The organism is Microbacterium sp. Gd 4-13 (assembly GCF_003095395.1).
In the GTDB taxonomy this organism is placed as follows: Bacteria; Actinomycetota; Actinomycetes; order Actinomycetales; family Microbacteriaceae; genus Microbacterium.
Genome location: NZ_QEIJ01000003.1, coordinates 113,218 through 131,531, shown reverse-complemented (window position 1 = coordinate 131,531; position 18,314 = coordinate 113,218). Strand labels below are relative to the sequence as shown.

The window sequence follows — 18,314 nt, the reverse complement described above, 5'->3', positions numbered from 1 at the left end:
GTGAGGTACATGCCACAGCCTGCCCCCGTTTGAACGTCCTTGCAACCGTCGTGCACGAATGTGCAAACTAGGGGGAGAATCGGGTCGTGCGGCCCGACGCCAGGAGTCAATGATGTCGACGGATGCTGCGGCCAGCCGCGAGCAGGACGCGCTGCGCGCCGCCCAGCTCTACTACCTTCAGGACCTCACGATGGACGCGATCGCCCATGAAATGCGCGTTTCGCGGTCGTCGGTGTCGAGAATGCTCGCCCACGCGCGCGATGTCGGGCTCGTGACGATCAACGTCCACTCGCCGCAGGACGCGCGGAGCCTCGTCGAGCGCCGGCTCGCGGAGCGGTTCGGGGTCATCGCCCACGTCGTGCCGACGCCGGAGCGCATCAGCGAGGCCGACCGCCTGGAAAGAACCGCCTTGTCGGCTGCACGGATTCTCGCGCACCGGCTCGATTCGTCGATGACGATCGGTGTCGCCTGGGGCGCGACCCTGTCGGTGGTGGGACGACACCTGCAGGCGAAGGTCACCCACGACAGCCACATCGTGCAGATGAACGGGGCGGCGAACGTGCGGACGTCGGGGATCCCGTATGCCGGGGAGATCCTCGACCGGTTCGGGTCGGCCCTCTCGGCGTCGGTGCACCAGTTCCCCGTCCCCGCACTGTTCGACGACCCGCTCACCAAGGACGCCATGTGGCGCGAGAGGTCGATCCGGGCGGTGCTCGACATGCAGGAGCGTGTGAGCGTGTTCGTGTTCGGCCTCGGATCACCGCACGCGGAGGTGCCCTCGCACGTCTACTCCGGCGACTACTTCGACGACATCGACCTGCGCGCGATCGAGCGTGCCGGCGTCGTCGGCGACTGCGCGACGGTGTTCTACCGGCTCGACGGATCGAGCGACGGCATCGACCTGAACGCCCGATCGAGCGGGCCCGACCTGGAGAGCGTGCGGCGCATCCCGACCCGCTTCTGCGTCGTATCGAGCCTGTCGAAGCTCGACGCCCTCCGCGGGGCGCTCGCGGCGGGGATCATCACCGAGCTCGTCGTCGAGGAGACCCTCGCGCGACGTCTGCTCGCCATCGTCGGGCGCTGAGTCAGCGCTCGCCGAAGCCGTCTTCGACGAGCGCACGAAGCTCGTCGAGGGCAGCGCGCGCCTCCGGGCCGCTCGCGCTGACGCGCACCCGGGTTCCGGGTCGCACCCCGAGCGCCATGAGCGCGATGAGACTGCGGCCCGGGACGGGCGGGCCCCCGCGATCCAGGTCGGCGAGTTCGACGATCGCGTCGTGCCGGCTCGCCGCCTTCACGAACAGCGCCGCAGGACGGGCGTGGAGTCCGGAGGGGTTGTCGATCACCGCGTCGAAATGCTCCTCGGATGCTGCGTCCGCCGGCGCCTCCTGCGACAGGTCCGCAGCGGCCGGCTCGGGCGGGCCGAGCTGATCGTGCTTGGCCGAGAGGGCGTCCCGGGCCTCGGCGGCGACGGTGTCGAGATCGGCTCCGGCGGCCGCGAGCACGACGGCGGCGATGAGTCCCTCGACGAACGGCGCGGGACTCAACACGACGCGCCCGGTCGAGGAGGCGAACTCCGTCGCCATCTCGGTGCTGAGGATCGCCGAGCCCAGATCCATGACGACGAGCACGCCGTCCTCGCCCGACGCCCGGTCGATCGCCGCCGCGATCGCGACCGCGTCGGTGCCGAAACCGCCGTCGACGCCGGCGGCGATCTCGATCGTCGGGGGAGCGTCTCCGCCCATCTGCAGGGCGAGATCGACCGCCGCGCGAGCGAGGGCGTCACTGTGCGAGACGACGACGATGCCGATCATGGCGTCGTCAACGCGTCGGAGAGGGCCTCGATCAACAGCGTCGTCGAGGCTGCACCGGGATCGAGGTGCCCGGCGCTGCGCTCGCCGAGATAGCTCGCCCGGCCCTTCCGCGCGACGAGGGGGATGGTGGCGTCCCGCCCTTCCCGCGCAGCATCCCGTGCCGCGATCGCCGCGTCACGGGGGGAGGCTCCGCCCTCCGCCGCGGTGTCCCAGGCATCGGCGGCGGGTGTGAGCGCGTCGATCATCGTCTTGTCGCCCGGCGCCGCCTTTCCGCGCGCGACGACGCCGTCGAGCCCGGCGCGCAACGCAGCGCCGAGAGCGGTGGCGTCGAGCGATTCGGACGCCCCGGCAGACCCGCCGAATCGCAGGAAGAAGGTGCCGTAGAGCGGGCCGCTCGCCCCTCCGACGGTGGAGACGAGCGTCATCCCGACGGTCTTGAACAGATCGGCGGGCGTGGTCGGGGCGTCCGCCCGGACCTTGGCGACGACGGCATCCATCCCACGTGCGAGATTCGACCCGTGGTCGGCGTCTCCGATCACGGAGTCGAGTTCGGTGAGCTCAGCCTGATGCTCTCGCACGAGGTCGTGGAAGCGCTCGATCCAGACGATCAGGTCGTGGGTGCTCGCATCCCCCGCCACGTCACGCACCCCATCGCAGGCCGGGGGTGACCACGGGCGCGTCCCACAGTCGCAGGAGTTCGTCGTCGGCCTTCACGACGGTCAGCGCGATCCCGGCCATGTCGAGGCTCGTGATGTAGTCGCCGACCAGGCAACGCTTGACCTCGACGCCGCCCTGCTCGAGAAGCGGCGCGATCTCGCCGTACATGAGGTACTGCTCGATGAGGGGAGTGCCGCCGAGCCCCGAGAGCAGCACGATCGCCGGTCCGGTGGCATCGAAGTCGGCGAGGATCGGGTCGACGAGGAGCTTGGCGATCTCAGCGGCCGAGGCCAGGGGGACCCGGCGGCGGCCCGGCTCGCCGTGGATGCCGATGCCGACCTCCATCTCGTCCTCGGGGAGATCGAACGTGGGCTTGCCCGCGGCGGGAACCGTGCAGCTGGTCAGTGCGACTCCCATCGAGCGTCCGTTGTCGCTGACCCTCTGCGCGAGAGCCACGATCGCGTCGAGATCGGCGCCCTCTTCGGCGGCAGCCCCGACGATCTTCTCCAACACCACGGTGGTGCCGACGCCGCGGCGGCCGGCCGTGTAGAGCGAGTCCTGCACGGCGACGTCGTCGGCGACGACCACCGACTCGACCCTGATGCCCTCGGCGGCGGCGAGCTCTGCCGCCATCTCGAAGTTCAGCACGTCGCCGGTGTAGTTCTTCACGATGTGGAGCACGCCCGCCCCCGAATCGACCGCTTTCGTCGCGGCGAGCATCTGGTCGGGCGTGGGCGAGGTGAACACCTCACCGGCGCACGCGGCGTCGAGCATCCCGACTCCGACGAACCCGCCGTGCATAGGCTCGTGCCCCGACCCGCCTCCCGAGACCAGGGCGACCTTCCCGGCCCGCGTCGCGTCAGCCCGGTAGATCACGCGATCGTCGAGATCGACGCGCAGATCGGGGTGCGCCGCCTGGATGCCGCGCAGAGCCTCCGCCAGCACATCCGCCGGGTCGTTGATGAACTTCTTCACGATGACTCCTCTGTTCGCCGCGCGCACCGATGCGCGGGCCTGGGGAGAATCTCCCGCGCACCGGTCGGTGTGTCAAGAGCACCGACGTGAACGTCTGTTCAGAGGCGTTCGAAGGGGAGGGCGCGCTTGATCCGCTCGATCGGGTTCTGCGCCGGCACCTCGTTGTAGACGCCCGCGAGCTCCTGGCCGGAGAGGGCGTGGATGGCCGCCATGATCTCGTCGGTCGCTCCGCGGCGGGCGCGCCCCGATGTCGCCGCACCGTGGCGGGACAGATCGAGCGGCTCACCGAACCGCACGGTGATCCGCTCGCTCACCGACGGCATGCGGGCCCCGACGGGCATGACGACGTCCGTACCGATGAGGCCGACGGGAACGACGGGGGCGCCGGTCTGCAGCGCGAGGAACGCCACCCCCGTGCGGCCTTTGTAGAGGCGGCCGTCGAGCGAGCGGGTGCCCTCGGGGTAGAGCGCCACCGCGCGGCCGTCGTCGAGGATCTTGCGCTGCTGGTCGAGGGCGTCGAGGGCCGCTTGGCCCGCGCCGCGCTGCACGGCGATCGCGCCGATCGCCGTGAAGAACTGTCGCGAGGCCCAGCGGTCGAAGTAGCTCGACTTCGCCATGAAGTGCACGGGGCGCGGCGCGGCGACGGGAATCGCGATCGAGTCGATGAACGACAGATGGTTGCTCGCGAAGATCACGGGGCCGGTGCGCGGCACGTTCGCGCGGCCTTCGACGCGGGGCCGGTAGACCAGCCGAGCGAGCGGAGCCAACACGAAACGGCCGAGCGCGTAGGTGGCACCCATCCGCGTGACGGGTGCGGATGCTTCTTCCTCGGCGCGCGCGGAATCGTCGTCGTCGGGAGTCACCCAACGAGGCTACTCCGGATTCCATGCGCACTCGGGCATGGGGTTCACAGCGCGGGCAAAGGCGCGATGCGGAAGGATGGTGTGGTTCCCCTTCGTCTGCCGAGAGGTCTCCTGTGCGCTTCCGTCCGATCGCCTCCCTGTCCGTCGCCGCCGCAGCGGTGCTCCTTCTCGCGGGCTGCGCGGGGGGCTCTACTCCGGATGCGACCGATACCGCCAGCGCGGGCACCGGTCTGTGTGCCGCCGCCGCGCCGTCGGGCGCCGCGTCCGATGGTGTGACCGTCGATGGTGATTTCGGTGCCGAGGCTACCGCGTCCTTCTCGTCGCCCCTCGAGGTGCCCGGTGTCGAGCGCACGGTGGTCAGCGAGGGCGACGGCGCCGAGATCGCCGACGGCGATTACCTCTCCTACGCGCTGACGGCCTTCGACGCGGCCTCGGGCGAGCAGCTCGGTAGCGCAGGGTACGCCGACACCCCCCTTCAGCCGCAGCAGATCACCTCCGACAGCGTGCTCGCGCAGCTGTTCGGATGCTCCCCGGTCGGTTCGCGCGTCGTTGCGACACTCCCGGCCAGCGACCAGGGCGGCGCGCAGATCTACGTGCTCGACATCCTCGACGCCACCCCGGCCTCGCAATGGTGCGTCGCCGGCGACTTCACGGGCGAGGCGCCCACGGTGGTCCTCAACGACGGAGCCCTCCCCACGGTCACCGTTCCGCAGACGGCGCCTCCGGAGACGGTCTCGGTGGAGGTTCTCGAGAAGGGCGACGGCGCTGTGGTCGAGCCCGGCGCTGCGGTCGAGGTCTACTACTCGGGTCTGAAGTGGTCGGACGGTTCGGCCTTCGACTCGGCCTGGGCGCCGGAAGACCCCGCGCCGTTCACGACCGACGCCGTCGTTCCGGGCTTCAAGGCAGCGCTCGAGGGGCAGACGGTCGGCTCGACCGTGCTCGTCGCCATGCCGGCCTCGTGCGGCTACGGCGTCGCGGGCACCTCGAGCAACGCGCTCGCGGGCGAAGCGCTCGTGTTCGTGCTCCAGATCGCCAGCGCCGAGCCTGCCGCCGGTTGAGTCGGGGGAGCGCGCCGTAGGCTGACCGCATGCGGCGCGTTCTCATCCTCGGATCCACCGGCTCGATCGGCACTCAGGCACTCGACGTCATCCGGGCAAACCCCGGGCGGTTCGAGGTGGTCGGGCTCGCCGCGGGCACGGACCGGGCGGGTCTGCGCGCTCAGGCGGAAGAGTTCGACGTCGAGCACACCGCGCTCGGGGCGGTCGAGGCCGAGCAGCTGGTGCGCGATGTGGACGCCGACGTCGTGCTCAACGGCATCACCGGGTCGGTCGGCCTCGGCCCCACGCTCGCGGCCTTGGAGAGCGGACGCACCCTGGCGCTGGCGAACAAGGAGTCGCTGATCGTCGGCGGAGCGCTGGTCACGGCGCTCGCCGCTCCCGGCCAGATCGTGCCGGTCGACTCGGAGCACTCGGCGATCGCCCAGGCCCTGCGCTCGGGCACCGCCGACGAGGTGCGCCGCCTCGTGCTGACGGCCTCGGGAGGTCCGTTCCGCGGTCGCTCGCGTGCCTCGCTCTCGCGGGTGACCCCCGCTGAGGCGCTGGCGCATCCCACGTGGGATATGGGGCGGGTGGTGACCACCAACTCCGCCACCCTCGTCAACAAGGGGCTCGAGGTCATCGAGGCCCATCTCCTGTTCGATGTGCCCTACGACCGCATCGACGTGGTGGTGCACCCGCAGTCGATCGTGCACTCGATGGTCGAGTTCGTCGACGGGTCCACCATCGCCCAGGCCTCGCCACCCGACATGCGGCTGCCGATCTCCCTCGGCCTCGACTGGCCCGAGCGCGTCGCCGGCGTGGGGCGCCCGCTCGACTGGACGACCGCCACGTCATGGACGTTCGAGCCCCTCGACGAGGAGGCGTTCCCCGCGGTCGCTCTCGCGAAGCGCGTCGGCCGTGCCGGGCGCACCTATCCCGCGGTGTTCAACGCGGCGAACGAGCAGGCCGTCGACGCGTTCCACGAGGGTCGACTTCCCTTCCCCGGGATCGTGGAGCTCATCGAACGTGTCGTCGAGTCGCACGAGGCGCCCGCCGAACTCACCCGCGAGACGCTCGCCGACGCGGAGCGATGGGCTCGGGATGCCGCGGATCGGGCGATCGCCGCAGCATCCTGATCACCGCTGGTCAGGGCGAGTCGAAGAGCCGCTCGGGGTCGGAGCTCGGCGTCGAGTCCTCGGGGTACGGCACGGGCCAGTGCGGCTCGGCGACGGGCCAGCCGGCGGCGCGCAGGGCGCGACGGGCGAGCTCGCGGGCGGAGTACGGGGTGCGGCTGCCGCGGATGTCTCGGTAGTCCTGGTGCCCCGGGCCCGCCCAGAGGATCGCGTCGCCTTCGCCGACGCGTGCGACGGCCTCGACGATGGCCCGCTCCGGGGGTGAGAACTCCAGGATCTCGCCGTCGGGTCGTGCGCGTCGCGCCCCTTCGACGAGGGTCGCGCGGATGGTGTCGGGGTTCTCGTGCCGGGGGTGATGGTCGGTGACGACGAGGATGTCGCTTCCCTCCACGGCGGTGCGGCCCATGTCGTGGCGTTTGGTCGCGTCGCGGTCTCCGTCGGCGCCGAAGAGCATCAGCACGCGCCCCGGTGTGACGCGACGGACAGCGGCCAGGGTCTTCTCGAACGCGTCGGGGGAGTGGCCGAAGTCGACGTAGACGGCGGGACCGCGCTGGCCCGAGACGAGCTGCGTGCGACCGGGGAGGTAGGCGTCGACGCGGCCGCCGTCGAGGGCCGAGACCAGGGCGTCCCAGGTGTAGCCCGCTTCGAGCATCATGACGATCGCCAGGCCCGCATTGGCTGCCATGTGGCGTCCGATCACGGGCACGACCGTCGTGAGTGTGCGTCCTTCCGGACCGCGGAGGCGGAACTGCGTGCCATCCTGCCGCTCGTCCACGATCTCGACGATCCAGTCCGCACCCGACGCGGCATCCGCGTCTTCGGCGATGTCGGGGGTCGCGATGGTCACGACGGGGATCTCGGCCCGGTCCCGCACCTCGAGGCCCGACACCGAGTCGAGTGACACGACCGCCCGGCGGGCGCGGTCGGCGCGGAAGAGGGGCAGCTTCGCCTCGAAGTACTCGCGCATGTCGGCGTAGTCGTCGAGGTGGTCGTGGGAGAGGTTCGTGAACGCCGCCACGTCGAAGAGCATTCCGTCGACGCGATGACGGCTGAGGGCCTGCGCACTCACCTCGACGGCGACGGCTTCGACGCCGCGCTCGCGCATGAGGGCGAGGAGGGCGTGGAACTCGGATGCTTCGGGGGTCGTCAGGCGCGAGACGATGACCTGGCCCGCGATGTGACGTTCGGCCGTCGACGAGAGTCCGGTCACGACGCCGAGCTGGCCGAGGATGCCCTCGAGCAGGTGCGAGACGCTCGTCTTGCCGTTCGTGCCGGTCGTGGCGAAGAGCACGGGGAGGTCGTCTTCGGGCCCGGTGCCGTAGATCCAGGCCGAGAGCGCGCCCAGCATTGCGCGCGGATCGTCGACCACGACGATCGGCAGGCCCGCGTCGGCGGCGAGACGGGATCCGTCATCGTCGGTGATGACGGCCACGGCCCCCTTCTCGGCCGCGGTCGCGGCATAGGAGGCGCCGTGGCTGTTGACGCCGCGGATGGCCACGAAGGCCTCGCCGGGCCGCAGGTCGGCGGTGGCGAGCGTGATGCCCGTCAGGGTGACCGAGGACGTGTCGCCGTCGACGCGCGTCGCGAACCGGCGGGCCAGTTCGTCGAGGCTGCGGACGGGCGGGTGCTCCGGTCGGAGCACGGGAGGGAGGTTCGAGGCAGCGGTCGGCATGTTGCATCCATTCTCGCACCCGCGCGCGTCGGCTCCCGAGAGCGCGGTGTCACGGCCGCCCCGTGTCGAGGCGGCCGTGACGGGTGTGTCAGGCGCGTCGACGCACGAGCGCCGTCACCGCGACGACCAGGGCGATCGCGCCGAGGGCGAGCCCTGCGCCGCCGAGCCACAGGGCCGTCGGGTCGGCGCGCAGTGAGGCGGCCGGGGCGGCGTCGACGGCATCAGCGGTGTCGTCCTCCGCCGTGGCCCCGTGGCCGGCGTGCTCGTCGCCGCCCGCTGAGACGGCTCCGACCGAGACGATGGGTGCGGGCGATTCGGGCTCGTCGGCTCCCTCGGCGGCCACCTCGGTCCACGCGGTCTGGCCGGTGACGCACACCTGCGTGACGGGGAAGGCGACGTCGGTCTCGGCGAGCTCTGCGCTGAAGCGGGCGTCGAGGCTCACCTCGCCCTTGATCCCGTTCTCGACGGGCGCGACCGCGGAGTAGGTGACGCGCGAGACGGTGCCGTTGTCTGCGACGTCGCGCTCGATCGTCCAGTTCGCGTCGGCGACGGGCACGACGTTCGTGACGCCCTCGGGGATGTCGATGATCATCGAGGTGGTGGGCGACTCGTCGCAGCCGTGGCTGAACGAGAACGTGAGGCTCGTGGATGCATCGGCCGACGCGTTCTCGGGGGTCACGTGCACGTGGGCGGATGCGGCGAGCGGGACGGCGACAGCGAGGGCCGCCCCCAGCACGATGCCGGCGAGGATGCGGGTACGGGTGGTGGAAGTCATGGTTCTCTCTCGGATGCGGGCGACGCCGCGCGCGTACGCGGCTGCGGCGATCGCCGAAGGTGGGGGTGCCGCGGATGCCGCAGCGAAGGGACGCCGCGCTCAGGCGGCGAAGGGGACCGGGAGAGGGGTCGGTGGTCCTCGGCGTCCGAGTCCGGGCGGCAGCACCGCCCGGGCGCGCGGTCGGGTGGGAAGCGCATCGACACGGCGGAGGACGGCGGACGCGGACGGCACGGCCACCGCAGCGCAGGCCCGGCGGATGACCCAGGCGCGGATCCGCGCGAGCAGCGACTCCCCGTGGCAGACGAGGGCGATCGTCACGATCGCGGCGAGCACGTGGGCGAGCGTCATGTCGACGCCGGCGACCCCCGTCGCATCCATCGTCCACGTCGAGGCGGCCCCGTGCACATGGCCGCGTGTCGCGTATGCGGTCGCCGCCACGGTTCCGATGTCGCCCACCACGGCGAAGGCTCCGTGGAAGAGCAGCTGGCCGGCGCCGACCGCCAGTGCCGCGCGCCCGGGAGCCGGTCGCGGTGAGGCGAGAGCCGTGGTCGGGGGAACGGCGAGGGCGAAGAGGATCGCGCAGAACAGGGGCGAAGGCGCGGCGCCGCCGCCGAGGGTATGGGCGGCAGCGGCCGTGACCGTGGCGATGCCCGCGAACACGGCGCCGCGGATCGCGCGCGCCGCCCGTGTGCTCATCCCGCCAGGCTAGCGCGCCACGGTGCGACCGGCTGCGGGGGAAGGGTCGGCACGCTCGGCCCATTCAAAGACATGCCGGAGTACGGTGATCGCTGTGACCGCCCTTGCCTTCATCGTCGGAGTCGTCCTGCTCGTGGTGGGACTGGCTGTGTCGATCGCGCTGCACGAGGTCGGGCACCTGGTTCCCGCGAAGCTCTTCGGCGTCCGCGTCGGGCAGTACATGATCGGGTTCGGGCCGACCCTGTGGTCGAAGCGGATCGGCGAGACGGAGTACGGGTTCAAGGCCTTTCCCCTGGGCGGCTACATCTCGATGGCCGGCATGTATCCGCCGTCCTCCGACGACGCCGACGCCGGCAAGCCCCGCGGTCGCATGCGCGCGATGTTCGCCACGATGGTGCAGGACGCGCGCGCGGCGAACGACGAAACGCTCGTCGGGGTCGAAGACCGCGTCTTCTACAAACTGCCGGTCTGGAAGCGCGTCGTGATCATGCTGGGCGGCCCGGTCATGAACCTGCTGCTGGCGATCGTGATCTTCACGGTTCTCGCGAGCGGCATCGGGGTGCAGACGGCCACGACCACCCTGGCCTCGGTCAACGAATGCGTGATCTCGGCAGATGCGGGTCGCACCGACTGCGTCGCGTCGGATCCGGTGGCTCCCGCCGCCGAGGCCGGGGTGCTGCCCGGAGACGTGCTGGTCTCGGTCGACGGCACCCCCGTGTCGACGTTCGCCGATGCGTCGACCATCATCCAGCAGTCGCCGAATCAGGCGCTCCCCATCGTGATCTCGCGCGACGGCGTCGAGAAGACTCTCTCGATCACCCCGGCGCTGACCACTCGCGCCGTCACCGACGATCTCGGGCGCGCGGTGGTCGGCGACGACGGTGCGGTGCAGACCGAGGAGGTCGGGTTCATCGGCGTCGGCGCGCAGACCGCGCTCGTGGCGCAGCCCGCATGGGTGGGTACCGAGATGACCTTCGAACGGCTCGGCGCGGTTGCGGGTGTCATGACGCAGCTTCCCGTGCGGGTCTACGAGACCGCCGTCGACCTGTTCACCGGGCAGGAGCGCGACCCCAATGGACCGCTGAGCGTCGTCGGGGCCGGCCGCCTCGCCGGCGACATCGCCGCGGTCGATGCGCCGATCCAGAATCGCGCTGCGGGAATCCTCGAGCTCCTCGCGTCGCTGAACATCGCCCTGTTCGTGTTCAACCTCATCCCGCTGCTGCCACTCGACGGCGGGCACGTGGTCGTTGCCCTGTGGGACGGCGTCAAGCGGTTCTGGGCGCGTCTTCGCAACCGCGTCAGCACACCGGTGGATGCGACCAAGCTCGTTCCGGTGACGCTGGTCGTCGTGGTGCTGCTGGTCGGGATGGGCGGCATCCTGGTGCTCGCCGACCTGTTCAACCCGATCTCGATCGTCTGACGACAGTTCAGGCGAGAGCCTGGGCGACCAGCCTCTCGAGGGTGCGCATGCCGTCACGCGACAGGATCGACTCGAGGTGCCCCTGCACCGACGCGAAACCCGCCCCGCGCAGCGCGTACACGTCGCCCGTGACCGGATCGGCCGCGATCTCGACGTCACCCGTGCGCGCAGCATCCGACCGTCGAGCGGTGAACGTGTTGTAGAAGCCGATCGACGCCTCCTCGCCGAAGACGTCGACGGTCTTCTGCAGGCCCTGGTGCGGGCGCTCCAGCGGAGCGAGGTCGAGGCCGAACGAGTCGGCGAGGATCTGGTGACTCAGGCACACGGCGAGCAGCGGTGCGCCCGCATCACGCCGGCGCTCCACCACCTCGCGCATCCGGCGGATGCGCGCGCTGGAGGTGTCGCGGGGATCACCGGGACCGGGGCCGGACACGACGAGCTCGGCGTCGTCGATCTGCGCGTCGGTGACGTCGGCCCAGGGCGCGATGTCGACCTCGAGACCGAGGTGGCGCAGTTGATGGGCGAGCATCGTGGTGAAGCGGTCCTCCGCATCGACGACGAGGGCACGCCGTCCGGCGAAGGGACCGACGACCTCGCTCTCCTGCGGGTTCATCCAGAACGGTGCGAGCCGGGAGTTCCGCGACGACAGCAGCTCGGCCACCGCGGGGTCGTCCGCGAGAGAGGGGCGCTCGACGGCGGCGGGGGAGTCGGGGTCGGCGGTCGGATGCTGCGCCACGGGCACGTCGCGAGCGATCGCGCCGATGGCTCCCAGCACGCCCGCGGCCTTCCCGTGCGTCTCGCCGACCTCGCCGTCGGGGTCGGAGTGGCGGACGAGGGTGGCGCCGACCGGCACCCGCAGCTGCCCGTCGGACAGATAGGCGGTGCGGATGAGGATGGGCGCGTCGAGATCGTGGGTGGCGCCGTCGTCCGTCGTCGCGGAGGGTGTGAAGAGGGCGGCGACGCCGGAGTAGTAGCCGCGAGGCCCTCGCTCGTGGCGCGCGATCACGGCGCAGGCGTTCTGCATCGGCGACCCGGTCACGGTGGGGGCGAACATGGTCTCGCGCAGGATGTCGCGGGGGTCGAGGCGACTGCGCCCGCGGAGCACGTACTCGGTGTGGGTCAGGCGCGACATCTCCTTGAGATGCGGCCCGGTGATGCGTCCGCCGTCGGAGCAGACGGCGCTCATCATCTTGAGCTCTTCGTCGACGACCATGAAGAGCTCCTCGGTCTCCTTCGTCGAGGAGAGGAATTCGCTCAGGGTCTCGGCCGTCGCGCCCCCCGCGGGGTGGCGGAAGGTGCCCGAGATCGGGTTCATCGTCACCACGCCCTCGCGGGCGATCACGTGCGCCTCGGGGCTCGCTCCCACGGCGACGAGACCGGGGGTGATGACGGCGAAGGTCCAGTAGGCGCCGCGTTCGTGCTCGAGCAGGGCGCGGAACCAGGTCAGCGCGGCCGTGCGCTCGTCGGCGGTGACCCGGGCGGTGAAGTCGCGACGGATCACGAAGTTCGCGCCCTCGCCGCGGCCGATCTCGTCGGAGATCACCCGCCGGACGATGTCGGCGTACTCCTCGTCGGCGATGTCGAACCCGGCATCCTCGAACGGCACGGGTTCGGACGGCAGCGCGGCCAGAGCTTCGTCGCGCGTCACCGCCACGTGCTCGTCGACGACCAGGCACCGCAGCGGCGCGTCGTCGTCGCGGCAGACGAAGCCGCGCTCGACGACCTGGCGGTACGGGACGAGGGCGAGGATCTCGCGAGCGGTCCCGTCGGTGTCGGTGAGCGGGATGTCGGCGAGGAGCGAGACGTCGACGACGTCGCCGGTGAGGATCTCGACGGTGCGGCCGTCGCGCGCGATCAGCGCGAACGGCTCGGTTCCCGCGGCGAGGGCGTGCAGGCGGGAGAGGGGTGCGGGGCCGGTCATGGTCGGTCTTTCGTCGGAAGGGGCGGTCGCCCGACGCGGCTGCCTAACGAAAAAGACCGCCTCGCGGGCGGTCTGTCAACGTGCGAACGCCCACCGCCTAAACGGTGGGCCACCAGGAGCGGTTCGCGGACATGCGCCGAACGTACCACACCGGCTTCGGCCTCTTCGCAGGTCGCCCGGCGTAGGCTGGGCACGTGCCTGCAGTCAATTTAGGGATGCCGCGAGTCGCCCAGGTTCTCGCCCCCCGCCGGAAGAGCCGTCAGATCAAGGTCGGTAAGGTCCTCGTCGGCGGTGACGCTCCCGTCAGCGTCCAATCGATGACGACGACACCGACCACGAACATCAACGCCACGCTGCAGCAGATCGCCGAGCTGACAGCATCCGGCTGCGAGATCGTGCGCGTCGCCGTGCCGTCGCAGGACGACGCCGACGTGCTGCACATCATCGCGAAGAAGAGCCAGATCCCCGTCATCGCCGACATCCACTTCCAGCCGAAGTACGTCTTCCAGGCGATCGACGCCGGGTGCGCCGCGGTGCGCGTCAACCCGGGCAACATCCGCAAGTTCGACGACCAGGTCGGCTCGATCGCCGCGGCCGCGAAGGCGGCGGGCGTGTCACTGCGGATCGGCGTCAACGCCGGATCGCTCGACCCCCGTCTGCTCGAGAAGTACGGCAAGGCCACCCCTGAGGCGCTCGCCGAGAGCGCGCGCTGGGAGGCCAGCCTGTTCGAGGAGCACGACTTCCACGACTTCAAGATCTCGGTCAAGCACAACGACCCGGTGATCATGGTGCAGGCCTACCGTCTGCTCGCTCAGATGGGCGACTGGCCGCTGCACCTCGGCGTGACCGAGGCGGGCCCCGCGTTCCAGGGCACGATCAAGTCGGCCACCGCTTTCGGCATCCTGCTCTCCGAGGGCATCGGCGACACCATCCGCGTGTCGCTGTCGGCGCCGCCGGCCGAAGAGGTCAAGGTCGGTCACCAGATCCTGCAGTCGCTCAACCTGCGCGAGCGCAAGCTCGAGATCGTCTCGTGCCCGTCCTGTGGGCGCGCCCAGGTCGACGTGTACACGCTCGCCGACGACGTGACCGAGGGGCTCAAAGACATGACCGTGCCGTTGCGCGTCGCCGTCATGGGTTGCGTCGTCAACGGTCCCGGTGAGGCGCGCGAGGCCGACCTCGGAGTCGCCTCCGGCAACGGCAAGGGGCAGATCTTCGTCAAGGGCCAGGTCATCAAGACCGTGCCCGAGGCCGACATCGTCAAGACCCTCATCGAGGAGGCCAACCGCATGGCCGCCGAGATGGGCCCCGACGCCCAGATCGGAACCGCGCAGGTCATCACGGCCTGACGACTTTCGTCGACACTTCGGCGGCGAGGCCGGGTTGTCGGCGGAAGGATCGGGTGCGGTAGCGTTCGACCTCATGTCCGCCGTGCCACCGTCCGCCGCGTCGTCGACGCCGTCCGCCCCGCCCACCGCATCGTTGTCGCGACCCATCATCGCGGGTGTCGTGACCGCCCTCGTCGGGTTCACGAGTACGTTCGCGGTGGTTCTCACCGGGCTTCGCGCGGTCGGCGCGACGCCGGGACAGGCGGCCAGCGGTCTGCTCGCCGTCACCCTCGCGGCGGGGCTGGGCTGCATCGTGATGGCCTGGCGCTTCCGCATGCCGATCACGATCGCCTGGTCGACACCCGGCGTCGCCCTCCTCGCGGCGACCGGCGCGGTCGAGGGTGGATGGTCGGCCGCCGTCGGCGGGTTCCTCGTGGCAGCGGCGCTGATCCTGCTCACCGCGCTGTTCCCGCCGATCGGCGCGCTCATCGCCCGCATCCCCCCGTCGATCGCGCAGGCGATGCTCGCCGGAGTGCTGCTGCCGTTGTGCGTCGCCCCGTTCGGCGGCCTGGTCGCCAACCCGTGGGGCGTGGCGCCGGTGATCGTCGTGTGGCTCGTCTTCTCGCGGTTGCTGCCGCGCTGGGCGGTGCCCCTGGCCTTCGTGGCCGCGATCGTGGTGGTCGCGGTCGAGCTCGCACGCACCGGAGTGGGGACGGATGCTGCGGCGCTCCTGCCGCGACTGGAGTTCACCGCTCCGACCTTCACCGTGGGCGCCGTCATCGGCATCGGGCTTCCGCTCTTCGTGGTGACGATGGCGTCGCAGAACGTGCCGGGCGTGGCGGTCATGCGCAGCTTCGGCTACGAGATCCCGTGGCGGCCGGCGATGCTCGTCACGGGTCTCGGTACGGCAGCCGCCGCGACCGCCGGCGGGCACGCCGTCAACCTCGGCGCGATCAGCGCGGCGATCGCCGCCGGCCCCGACTCCCACCCCGACCCGAACCGCCGGTGGGTCGCGGGTGTCTCCGCGGGGGGTTCGTACCTGGTGCTCGGTGCGCTCTCCGCCGCGTTCGCCGCCCTCGTGCTGCTCGCCCCCGTCGGAGTCATCCCGGCCGTCGCGGGCCTGGCGCTGTTCGGGGCGTTCGGTTCGGCGATCCAGCAGGCGATCGACGACCCGGGCGAGCGGGTGCCGGCCGTCGTCACCTTCCTCGTCGCCGCATCCGGCATCGCGATCGCGGGGGTGAGCGCGGCGTTCTGGGCGCTCGCCGCCGGGCTGATCGTGCGTGCCGTGCTGCACGTCGGGCGTCGCTGACGCAGCATCCGCGTCACCGGTGGAGGACATCTCACCGGGGGAGGAGGAGCGAGCCGCCTCGGGTCCTCCGCCCGTGACTTCTCCTCCGCTCGCGACACGGCGCCGGCAGGGTCGGATGCTGGAGTGCCCGATCTCAGTCGAGCGTGCCCCCGGTGATGCGCGCATCGCCGCGCGCGTCCACCGCGACGCGCACGGCGACCTCGAGCGACTGCACGATCTCTGCGAGAGGCAGGGCGGGTGCGCCCTCCGGTGCGGTCTCTGCCGCCCACGGCACGTGCACGAAGCCCGCTCTCACGCCGTGCTGCGAGGCGACGGCGTCGAGGGCGGTGAACATGACGTGGTTGCAGACGAAGGTTCCGGCGGAGTGCGAGACGGATGCGGGTATCCCCGCATCGGCGATGGCCGCGGCGATCGCCTTGACGGGCAGCGTCGCGAAATAGGCGGCCGGTGATCCCGGCACGGATGGCTCATCGAGCGGCTGCGCGCCCGCGTTGTCGGGGATTCGGGCGTCGGCGAGGTTGATCGCGACGCGCTCCGGTGTCACCTGAGCGCGGTTTCCCGCGAGCCCCGTGGCGATGACGACATCGGGGGAGTGCTCGGCGATCAGCACCCTGAGACGTTCGGCGGCACCGGCGAAGGTCACGGGCAGCACCTCGGTCACCAGGGTTTCCGCTCCCGTCCACCGTTCAGCGACGGTTCGGACGGCGTCGCCCGAGGGGTTCGTCGCGTCACCCGCGAAGGGCTCGAAGCCGGTGAGCAGCACGGTTGTCATCACTCCAGGCTAGGCCGCTCCTCCGCAGGCATCGCCGGGAACGGGCTCCTCCTGTGTCGTCCATGAGCCCGGAGGGAGAGCGTGCCACCCGACCCGCACGGCGTCGTTACCCACCTGTGATCATCGGGCCCCGACCGTCGTGAACCATTTCGCGGTTCGCGGACACTAGGAAGTGTGGATACAGACGACGCCGCGTTGTGGACGAGAGTCCGCGACGGAGACGATGCCGCCCTCGCCGCCCTCTTCGACCGGCACGAGGGGCGGCTGTTCCGGCACGCCCTGCGTCTGCTGTCGTCGCGGGAGGATGCGAAGGATGCGGTGACCATCGCGTTCTTCGAGCTGTGGCGCAAGCGTGCATCGGTGCGCCTCGTCGACGGGTCGCCGCTGCCGTGGCTGCTCAACACCGTCGCTCACAGCGCGCGCAACCTCCAGCGCTCGGGACGCCGGTACGCCGCTCTCCTGGAGCGCGCGCCGATCCGCGACGTGCAGCACCCCGGCGCTCACGACGAGAGCGGTGTGCTGGCGGCGTTGAAGCGGCTGCCGGCGAAGGAGCAGAGCGTGCTCGTCCTGACCGTGCTCGAGGGGTACTCCGAGCGTGACGCCGCTGCGGTGCTTGGGATCCCGGCAGGGACCGTCAAATCCCGCCTCTCGCGCGCGAAGTCGAAGCTGCGCGACGAGATCACGTCATTGGAGGCGTCATGGGCATGAACGACGACCAGCTGAGCGCTGCCGAGCACGATGCGATGCGTTCGCGCCTGATGGCCGGAACGAAGCGCATCAAGCCCGCCGGCGCGCACCGGCGCGCGATCATCACCTCCACGGTGGCCGTCGTGCTCGTCGCCGGGCTCGCCGGCACGGCGATCGGCGCGGCCAACGTCCTGCGGATGGGGGAAGCGACCGAACCGATTTCGACGCCGACGTCCACGCCGACACCGACCGCCACGCGCAGCGCGACGCCGTCGCTCACCCCGACGGCGACGGCCGCACCTCCCGAGCGGGTCGTCACTGCGCCGTCGTCGCGGTTTGCTTTCGATTGCGACGACGTTGCGGCAGACGTCGCGGTGTTCTTCGACGGCCAGGTGCCACCCGTTGCGTCCGCCCTGCCACGGTCGGCGGGTGGGGCGAGTTGGGTCGCCGGGCCGGCTCAGTTCGCCTTTGCGCAGGCAGGCGCGCTGTACTGCGAATACGGCACGTCGGGCATGGGGAGCACGGGGTGGGCCACTGTCACACTCGTTCCCGACGCCGCCGGTGCCGTGGAAGACCGGCAGCAAACGCTCGGAAGCGGTGACTCCTGCGAAGGGGGCTCCCCGTGCGAATTGTTCGACGGCGCATTCGTCGAGGTCGTCGGGCAACCCCGCACCGGCTTCGACGATCCGGCGCTGCAGACAGCGGCAGGCTCAACCGCGGTCGAAGCCGTTCGTGAGCGTGTGCGCGGCTCGCAGATCTCTCCTCGCTCGTGGACGCCGCCCACGGGAACCAGCCCCGTCTCCGGCGATTGCTCGGCGGTTCTGCCGACCACTCGTCTCGAGGCGATCCTCGGGGTCTCGGGGATCGAGACCGGCAATCCCGACGGCGGTTGGAGCATCAAGGCGTGGATGATCTCGGATTTCTGGGGTGCGACGCCCTGCTTCTACCGCGAGGGCGGCGCCGACCTGTGGACTGCCGCGGACTACGGATCCGTGACATGGCTTCCCGGCGGCGAGTGGGCCTATCGGGAGGCGGTCTCGGGAGAGCAGATCCCACTGCCCGGTTCTGCGCCGACGGACGCGGCGACAGCTCTGTGCCAGCCTGATGAACTCAACGCCTGCATCGTCGACGTCCTTGCGGATGGCAACTGGGTCAGGTACACGATGCCGATCAGTGTGCCGGAGAACGATCGCTCCAGAGTCGCGGCAGAGGTGGCGAGCGCCATCATCGACACCGTCGGGAGCTGAGCCGCACGGAACGA

17 protein-coding genes are annotated in these 18,314 nt (G+C 70.9%); 8 read left to right on the top strand and 9 right to left on the bottom strand.

Going from position 1 to position 18,314, the window contains the following annotated elements:
• Positions 1–112 precede the first annotated feature (112 nt).
• The gene (locus tag DEA06_RS07745) at positions 113–1,084 is read left to right on the top strand and encodes a sugar-binding domain-containing protein (RefSeq protein WP_116647410.1); all 972 of its coding nucleotides are present in this window, start codon (positions 113–115) and stop codon (positions 1,082–1,084) included.
• A 1-nt stretch (position 1,085) separates the two neighbouring features.
• Here the strand turns inward: DEA06_RS07745 and DEA06_RS07740 are convergent, their stop codons facing one another.
• From DEA06_RS07740 to DEA06_RS07725, 4 genes are all read right to left on the bottom strand, one after another.
• Positions 1,086–1,811 (bottom strand): HPr family phosphocarrier protein, encoded by a 726-nt coding sequence (locus tag DEA06_RS07740; protein ID WP_116647409.1) that lies wholly within the window; start codon positions 1,809–1,811, stop codon positions 1,086–1,088.
• Positions 1,808–2,449 (bottom strand): dihydroxyacetone kinase subunit DhaL, encoded by a 642-nt coding sequence (gene dhaL / locus DEA06_RS07735; RefSeq protein WP_116647641.1) that lies wholly within the window; start codon positions 2,447–2,449, stop codon positions 1,808–1,810. Before dhaL ends, DEA06_RS07740 begins: the two co-directional genes overlap by 4 nt.
• 1 nt (position 2,450) lies before the next feature.
• Positions 2,451–3,443 carry a dihydroxyacetone kinase subunit DhaK gene (gene dhaK / locus DEA06_RS07730; RefSeq protein ID WP_116647408.1) on the bottom strand — a complete coding sequence of 331 codons (993 nt, stop codon included), beginning with the start codon at positions 3,441–3,443 and terminating at the stop codon, positions 2,451–2,453.
• 98 nt (positions 3,444–3,541) lie between these two features.
• On the bottom strand, positions 3,542–4,243 hold the full coding sequence (locus DEA06_RS07725) for a lysophospholipid acyltransferase family protein (RefSeq protein WP_116647407.1): 702 nt from the start codon (positions 4,241–4,243) through the stop codon (positions 3,542–3,544).
• Positions 4,244–4,419: 176 nt separating this feature from the next.
• On the opposite strand from DEA06_RS07725, the gene DEA06_RS07720 reads away from it, so the two are divergent.
• Together DEA06_RS07720 and dxr are read left to right on the top strand one after the other, a co-directional pair.
• The gene (locus DEA06_RS07720) at positions 4,420–5,364 is read left to right on the top strand and encodes an FKBP-type peptidyl-prolyl cis-trans isomerase (RefSeq protein ID WP_165817954.1); all 945 of its coding nucleotides are present in this window, start codon (positions 4,420–4,422) and stop codon (positions 5,362–5,364) included.
• A 29-nt stretch (positions 5,365–5,393) separates the two neighbouring features.
• Positions 5,394–6,479: a 1-deoxy-D-xylulose-5-phosphate reductoisomerase gene (gene dxr / locus DEA06_RS07715; protein WP_116647405.1), complete on the top strand. Its 1,086-nt coding sequence runs from the start codon at positions 5,394–5,396 to the stop codon at positions 6,477–6,479.
• Positions 6,480–6,489: 10 nt separating this feature from the next.
• On the opposite strand, the gene DEA06_RS07710 is transcribed toward dxr, so the two are convergent.
• The 3 genes from DEA06_RS07710 to DEA06_RS07700 form a co-directional block, all read right to left on the bottom strand.
• Positions 6,490–8,148, bottom strand: coding sequence for a UDP-N-acetylmuramoyl-L-alanyl-D-glutamate--2,6-diaminopimelate ligase (locus DEA06_RS07710; RefSeq protein ID WP_205781240.1), 1,659 nt, complete (start codon positions 8,146–8,148; stop codon positions 6,490–6,492).
• An 88-nt stretch (positions 8,149–8,236) separates the two neighbouring features.
• The gene (locus DEA06_RS07705; RefSeq protein ID WP_116647404.1) at positions 8,237–8,923 is read right to left on the bottom strand and encodes a DUF1775 domain-containing protein; all 687 of its coding nucleotides are present in this window, start codon (positions 8,921–8,923) and stop codon (positions 8,237–8,239) included.
• A 99-nt stretch (positions 8,924–9,022) separates the two neighbouring features.
• Positions 9,023–9,619, bottom strand: coding sequence for a hypothetical protein (locus tag DEA06_RS07700; RefSeq protein WP_116647403.1), 597 nt, complete (start codon positions 9,617–9,619; stop codon positions 9,023–9,025).
• 94 nt (positions 9,620–9,713) lie between these two features.
• Between DEA06_RS07700 and DEA06_RS07695 the strand changes: the two genes are divergently transcribed.
• Positions 9,714–11,039: a site-2 protease family protein gene (locus DEA06_RS07695; RefSeq protein WP_116647639.1), complete on the top strand. Its 1,326-nt coding sequence runs from the start codon at positions 9,714–9,716 to the stop codon at positions 11,037–11,039.
• Positions 11,040–11,046: 7 nt separating this feature from the next.
• Here DEA06_RS07695 and DEA06_RS07690 read toward each other — a convergent pair whose 3' ends face one another.
• Positions 11,047–12,960: a chorismate-binding protein gene (locus DEA06_RS07690; RefSeq protein ID WP_116647402.1), complete on the bottom strand. Its 1,914-nt coding sequence runs from the start codon at positions 12,958–12,960 to the stop codon at positions 11,047–11,049.
• 194 nt (positions 12,961–13,154) lie between these two features.
• Here DEA06_RS07690 and ispG point away from each other — a divergent pair, with 194 nt between their 5' ends.
• Together ispG and DEA06_RS07680 are read left to right on the top strand one after the other, a co-directional pair.
• Positions 13,155–14,306 (top strand): flavodoxin-dependent (E)-4-hydroxy-3-methylbut-2-enyl-diphosphate synthase, encoded by a 1,152-nt coding sequence (gene ispG / locus DEA06_RS07685; protein WP_187266800.1) that lies wholly within the window; start codon positions 13,155–13,157, stop codon positions 14,304–14,306.
• A gap of 73 nt (positions 14,307–14,379) precedes the next feature.
• Positions 14,380–15,594 (top strand): benzoate/H(+) symporter BenE family transporter, encoded by a 1,215-nt coding sequence (locus DEA06_RS07680; RefSeq protein ID WP_116647400.1) that lies wholly within the window; start codon positions 14,380–14,382, stop codon positions 15,592–15,594.
• A gap of 133 nt (positions 15,595–15,727) precedes the next feature.
• Here DEA06_RS07680 and pcp read toward each other — a convergent pair whose 3' ends face one another.
• On the bottom strand, positions 15,728–16,366 hold the full coding sequence (gene pcp / locus DEA06_RS07675; RefSeq protein ID WP_205781239.1) for a pyroglutamyl-peptidase I: 639 nt from the start codon (positions 16,364–16,366) through the stop codon (positions 15,728–15,730).
• Between the two features lie 174 nt (positions 16,367–16,540).
• Here pcp and DEA06_RS07670 point away from each other — a divergent pair, with 174 nt between their 5' ends.
• Complete coding sequence (locus DEA06_RS07670; protein ID WP_116647399.1) at positions 16,541–17,074, top strand: sigma-70 family RNA polymerase sigma factor; 534 nt, start codon at positions 16,541–16,543, stop codon at positions 17,072–17,074.
• Positions 17,065–18,300, top strand: coding sequence for a hypothetical protein (locus tag DEA06_RS16690; protein ID WP_205781238.1), 1,236 nt, complete (start codon positions 17,065–17,067; stop codon positions 18,298–18,300). Before DEA06_RS07670 ends, DEA06_RS16690 begins: the two co-directional genes overlap by 10 nt.
• Positions 18,301–18,314 lie beyond the last annotated feature (14 nt).

Coding starts and splice junctions, on each gene's coding strand:
- DEA06_RS07745 (WP_116647410.1), top strand. CDS start 113: ATGTCGACGGATGCTGCGGCCAGCCGCGAGCAGGACGCGCTGCGCGCC.
- DEA06_RS07740 (WP_116647409.1), bottom strand. CDS start 1,811: ATGATCGGCATCGTCGTCGTCTCGCACAGTGACGCCCTCGCTCGCGCG.
- DEA06_RS07725 (WP_116647407.1), bottom strand. CDS start 4,243: ATGGGTGCCACCTACGCGCTCGGCCGTTTCGTGTTGGCTCCGCTCGCT.
- dxr (WP_116647405.1), top strand. CDS start 5,394: ATGCGGCGCGTTCTCATCCTCGGATCCACCGGCTCGATCGGCACTCAG.
- DEA06_RS07710 (WP_205781240.1), bottom strand. CDS start 8,148: ATGCCGACCGCTGCCTCGAACCTCCCTCCCGTGCTCCGACCGGAGCAC.
- DEA06_RS07705 (WP_116647404.1), bottom strand. CDS start 8,923: ATGACTTCCACCACCCGTACCCGCATCCTCGCCGGCATCGTGCTGGGG.
- DEA06_RS07700 (WP_116647403.1), bottom strand. CDS start 9,619: ATGAGCACACGGGCGGCGCGCGCGATCCGCGGCGCCGTGTTCGCGGGC.
- DEA06_RS07690 (WP_116647402.1), bottom strand. CDS start 12,960: ATGACCGGCCCCGCACCCCTCTCCCGCCTGCACGCCCTCGCCGCGGGA.
- DEA06_RS07680 (WP_116647400.1), top strand. CDS start 14,380: ATGTCCGCCGTGCCACCGTCCGCCGCGTCGTCGACGCCGTCCGCCCCG.
- pcp (WP_205781239.1), bottom strand. CDS start 16,366: ATGACAACCGTGCTGCTCACCGGCTTCGAGCCCTTCGCGGGTGACGCG.
- DEA06_RS16690 (WP_205781238.1), top strand. CDS start 17,065: ATGGGCATGAACGACGACCAGCTGAGCGCTGCCGAGCACGATGCGATG.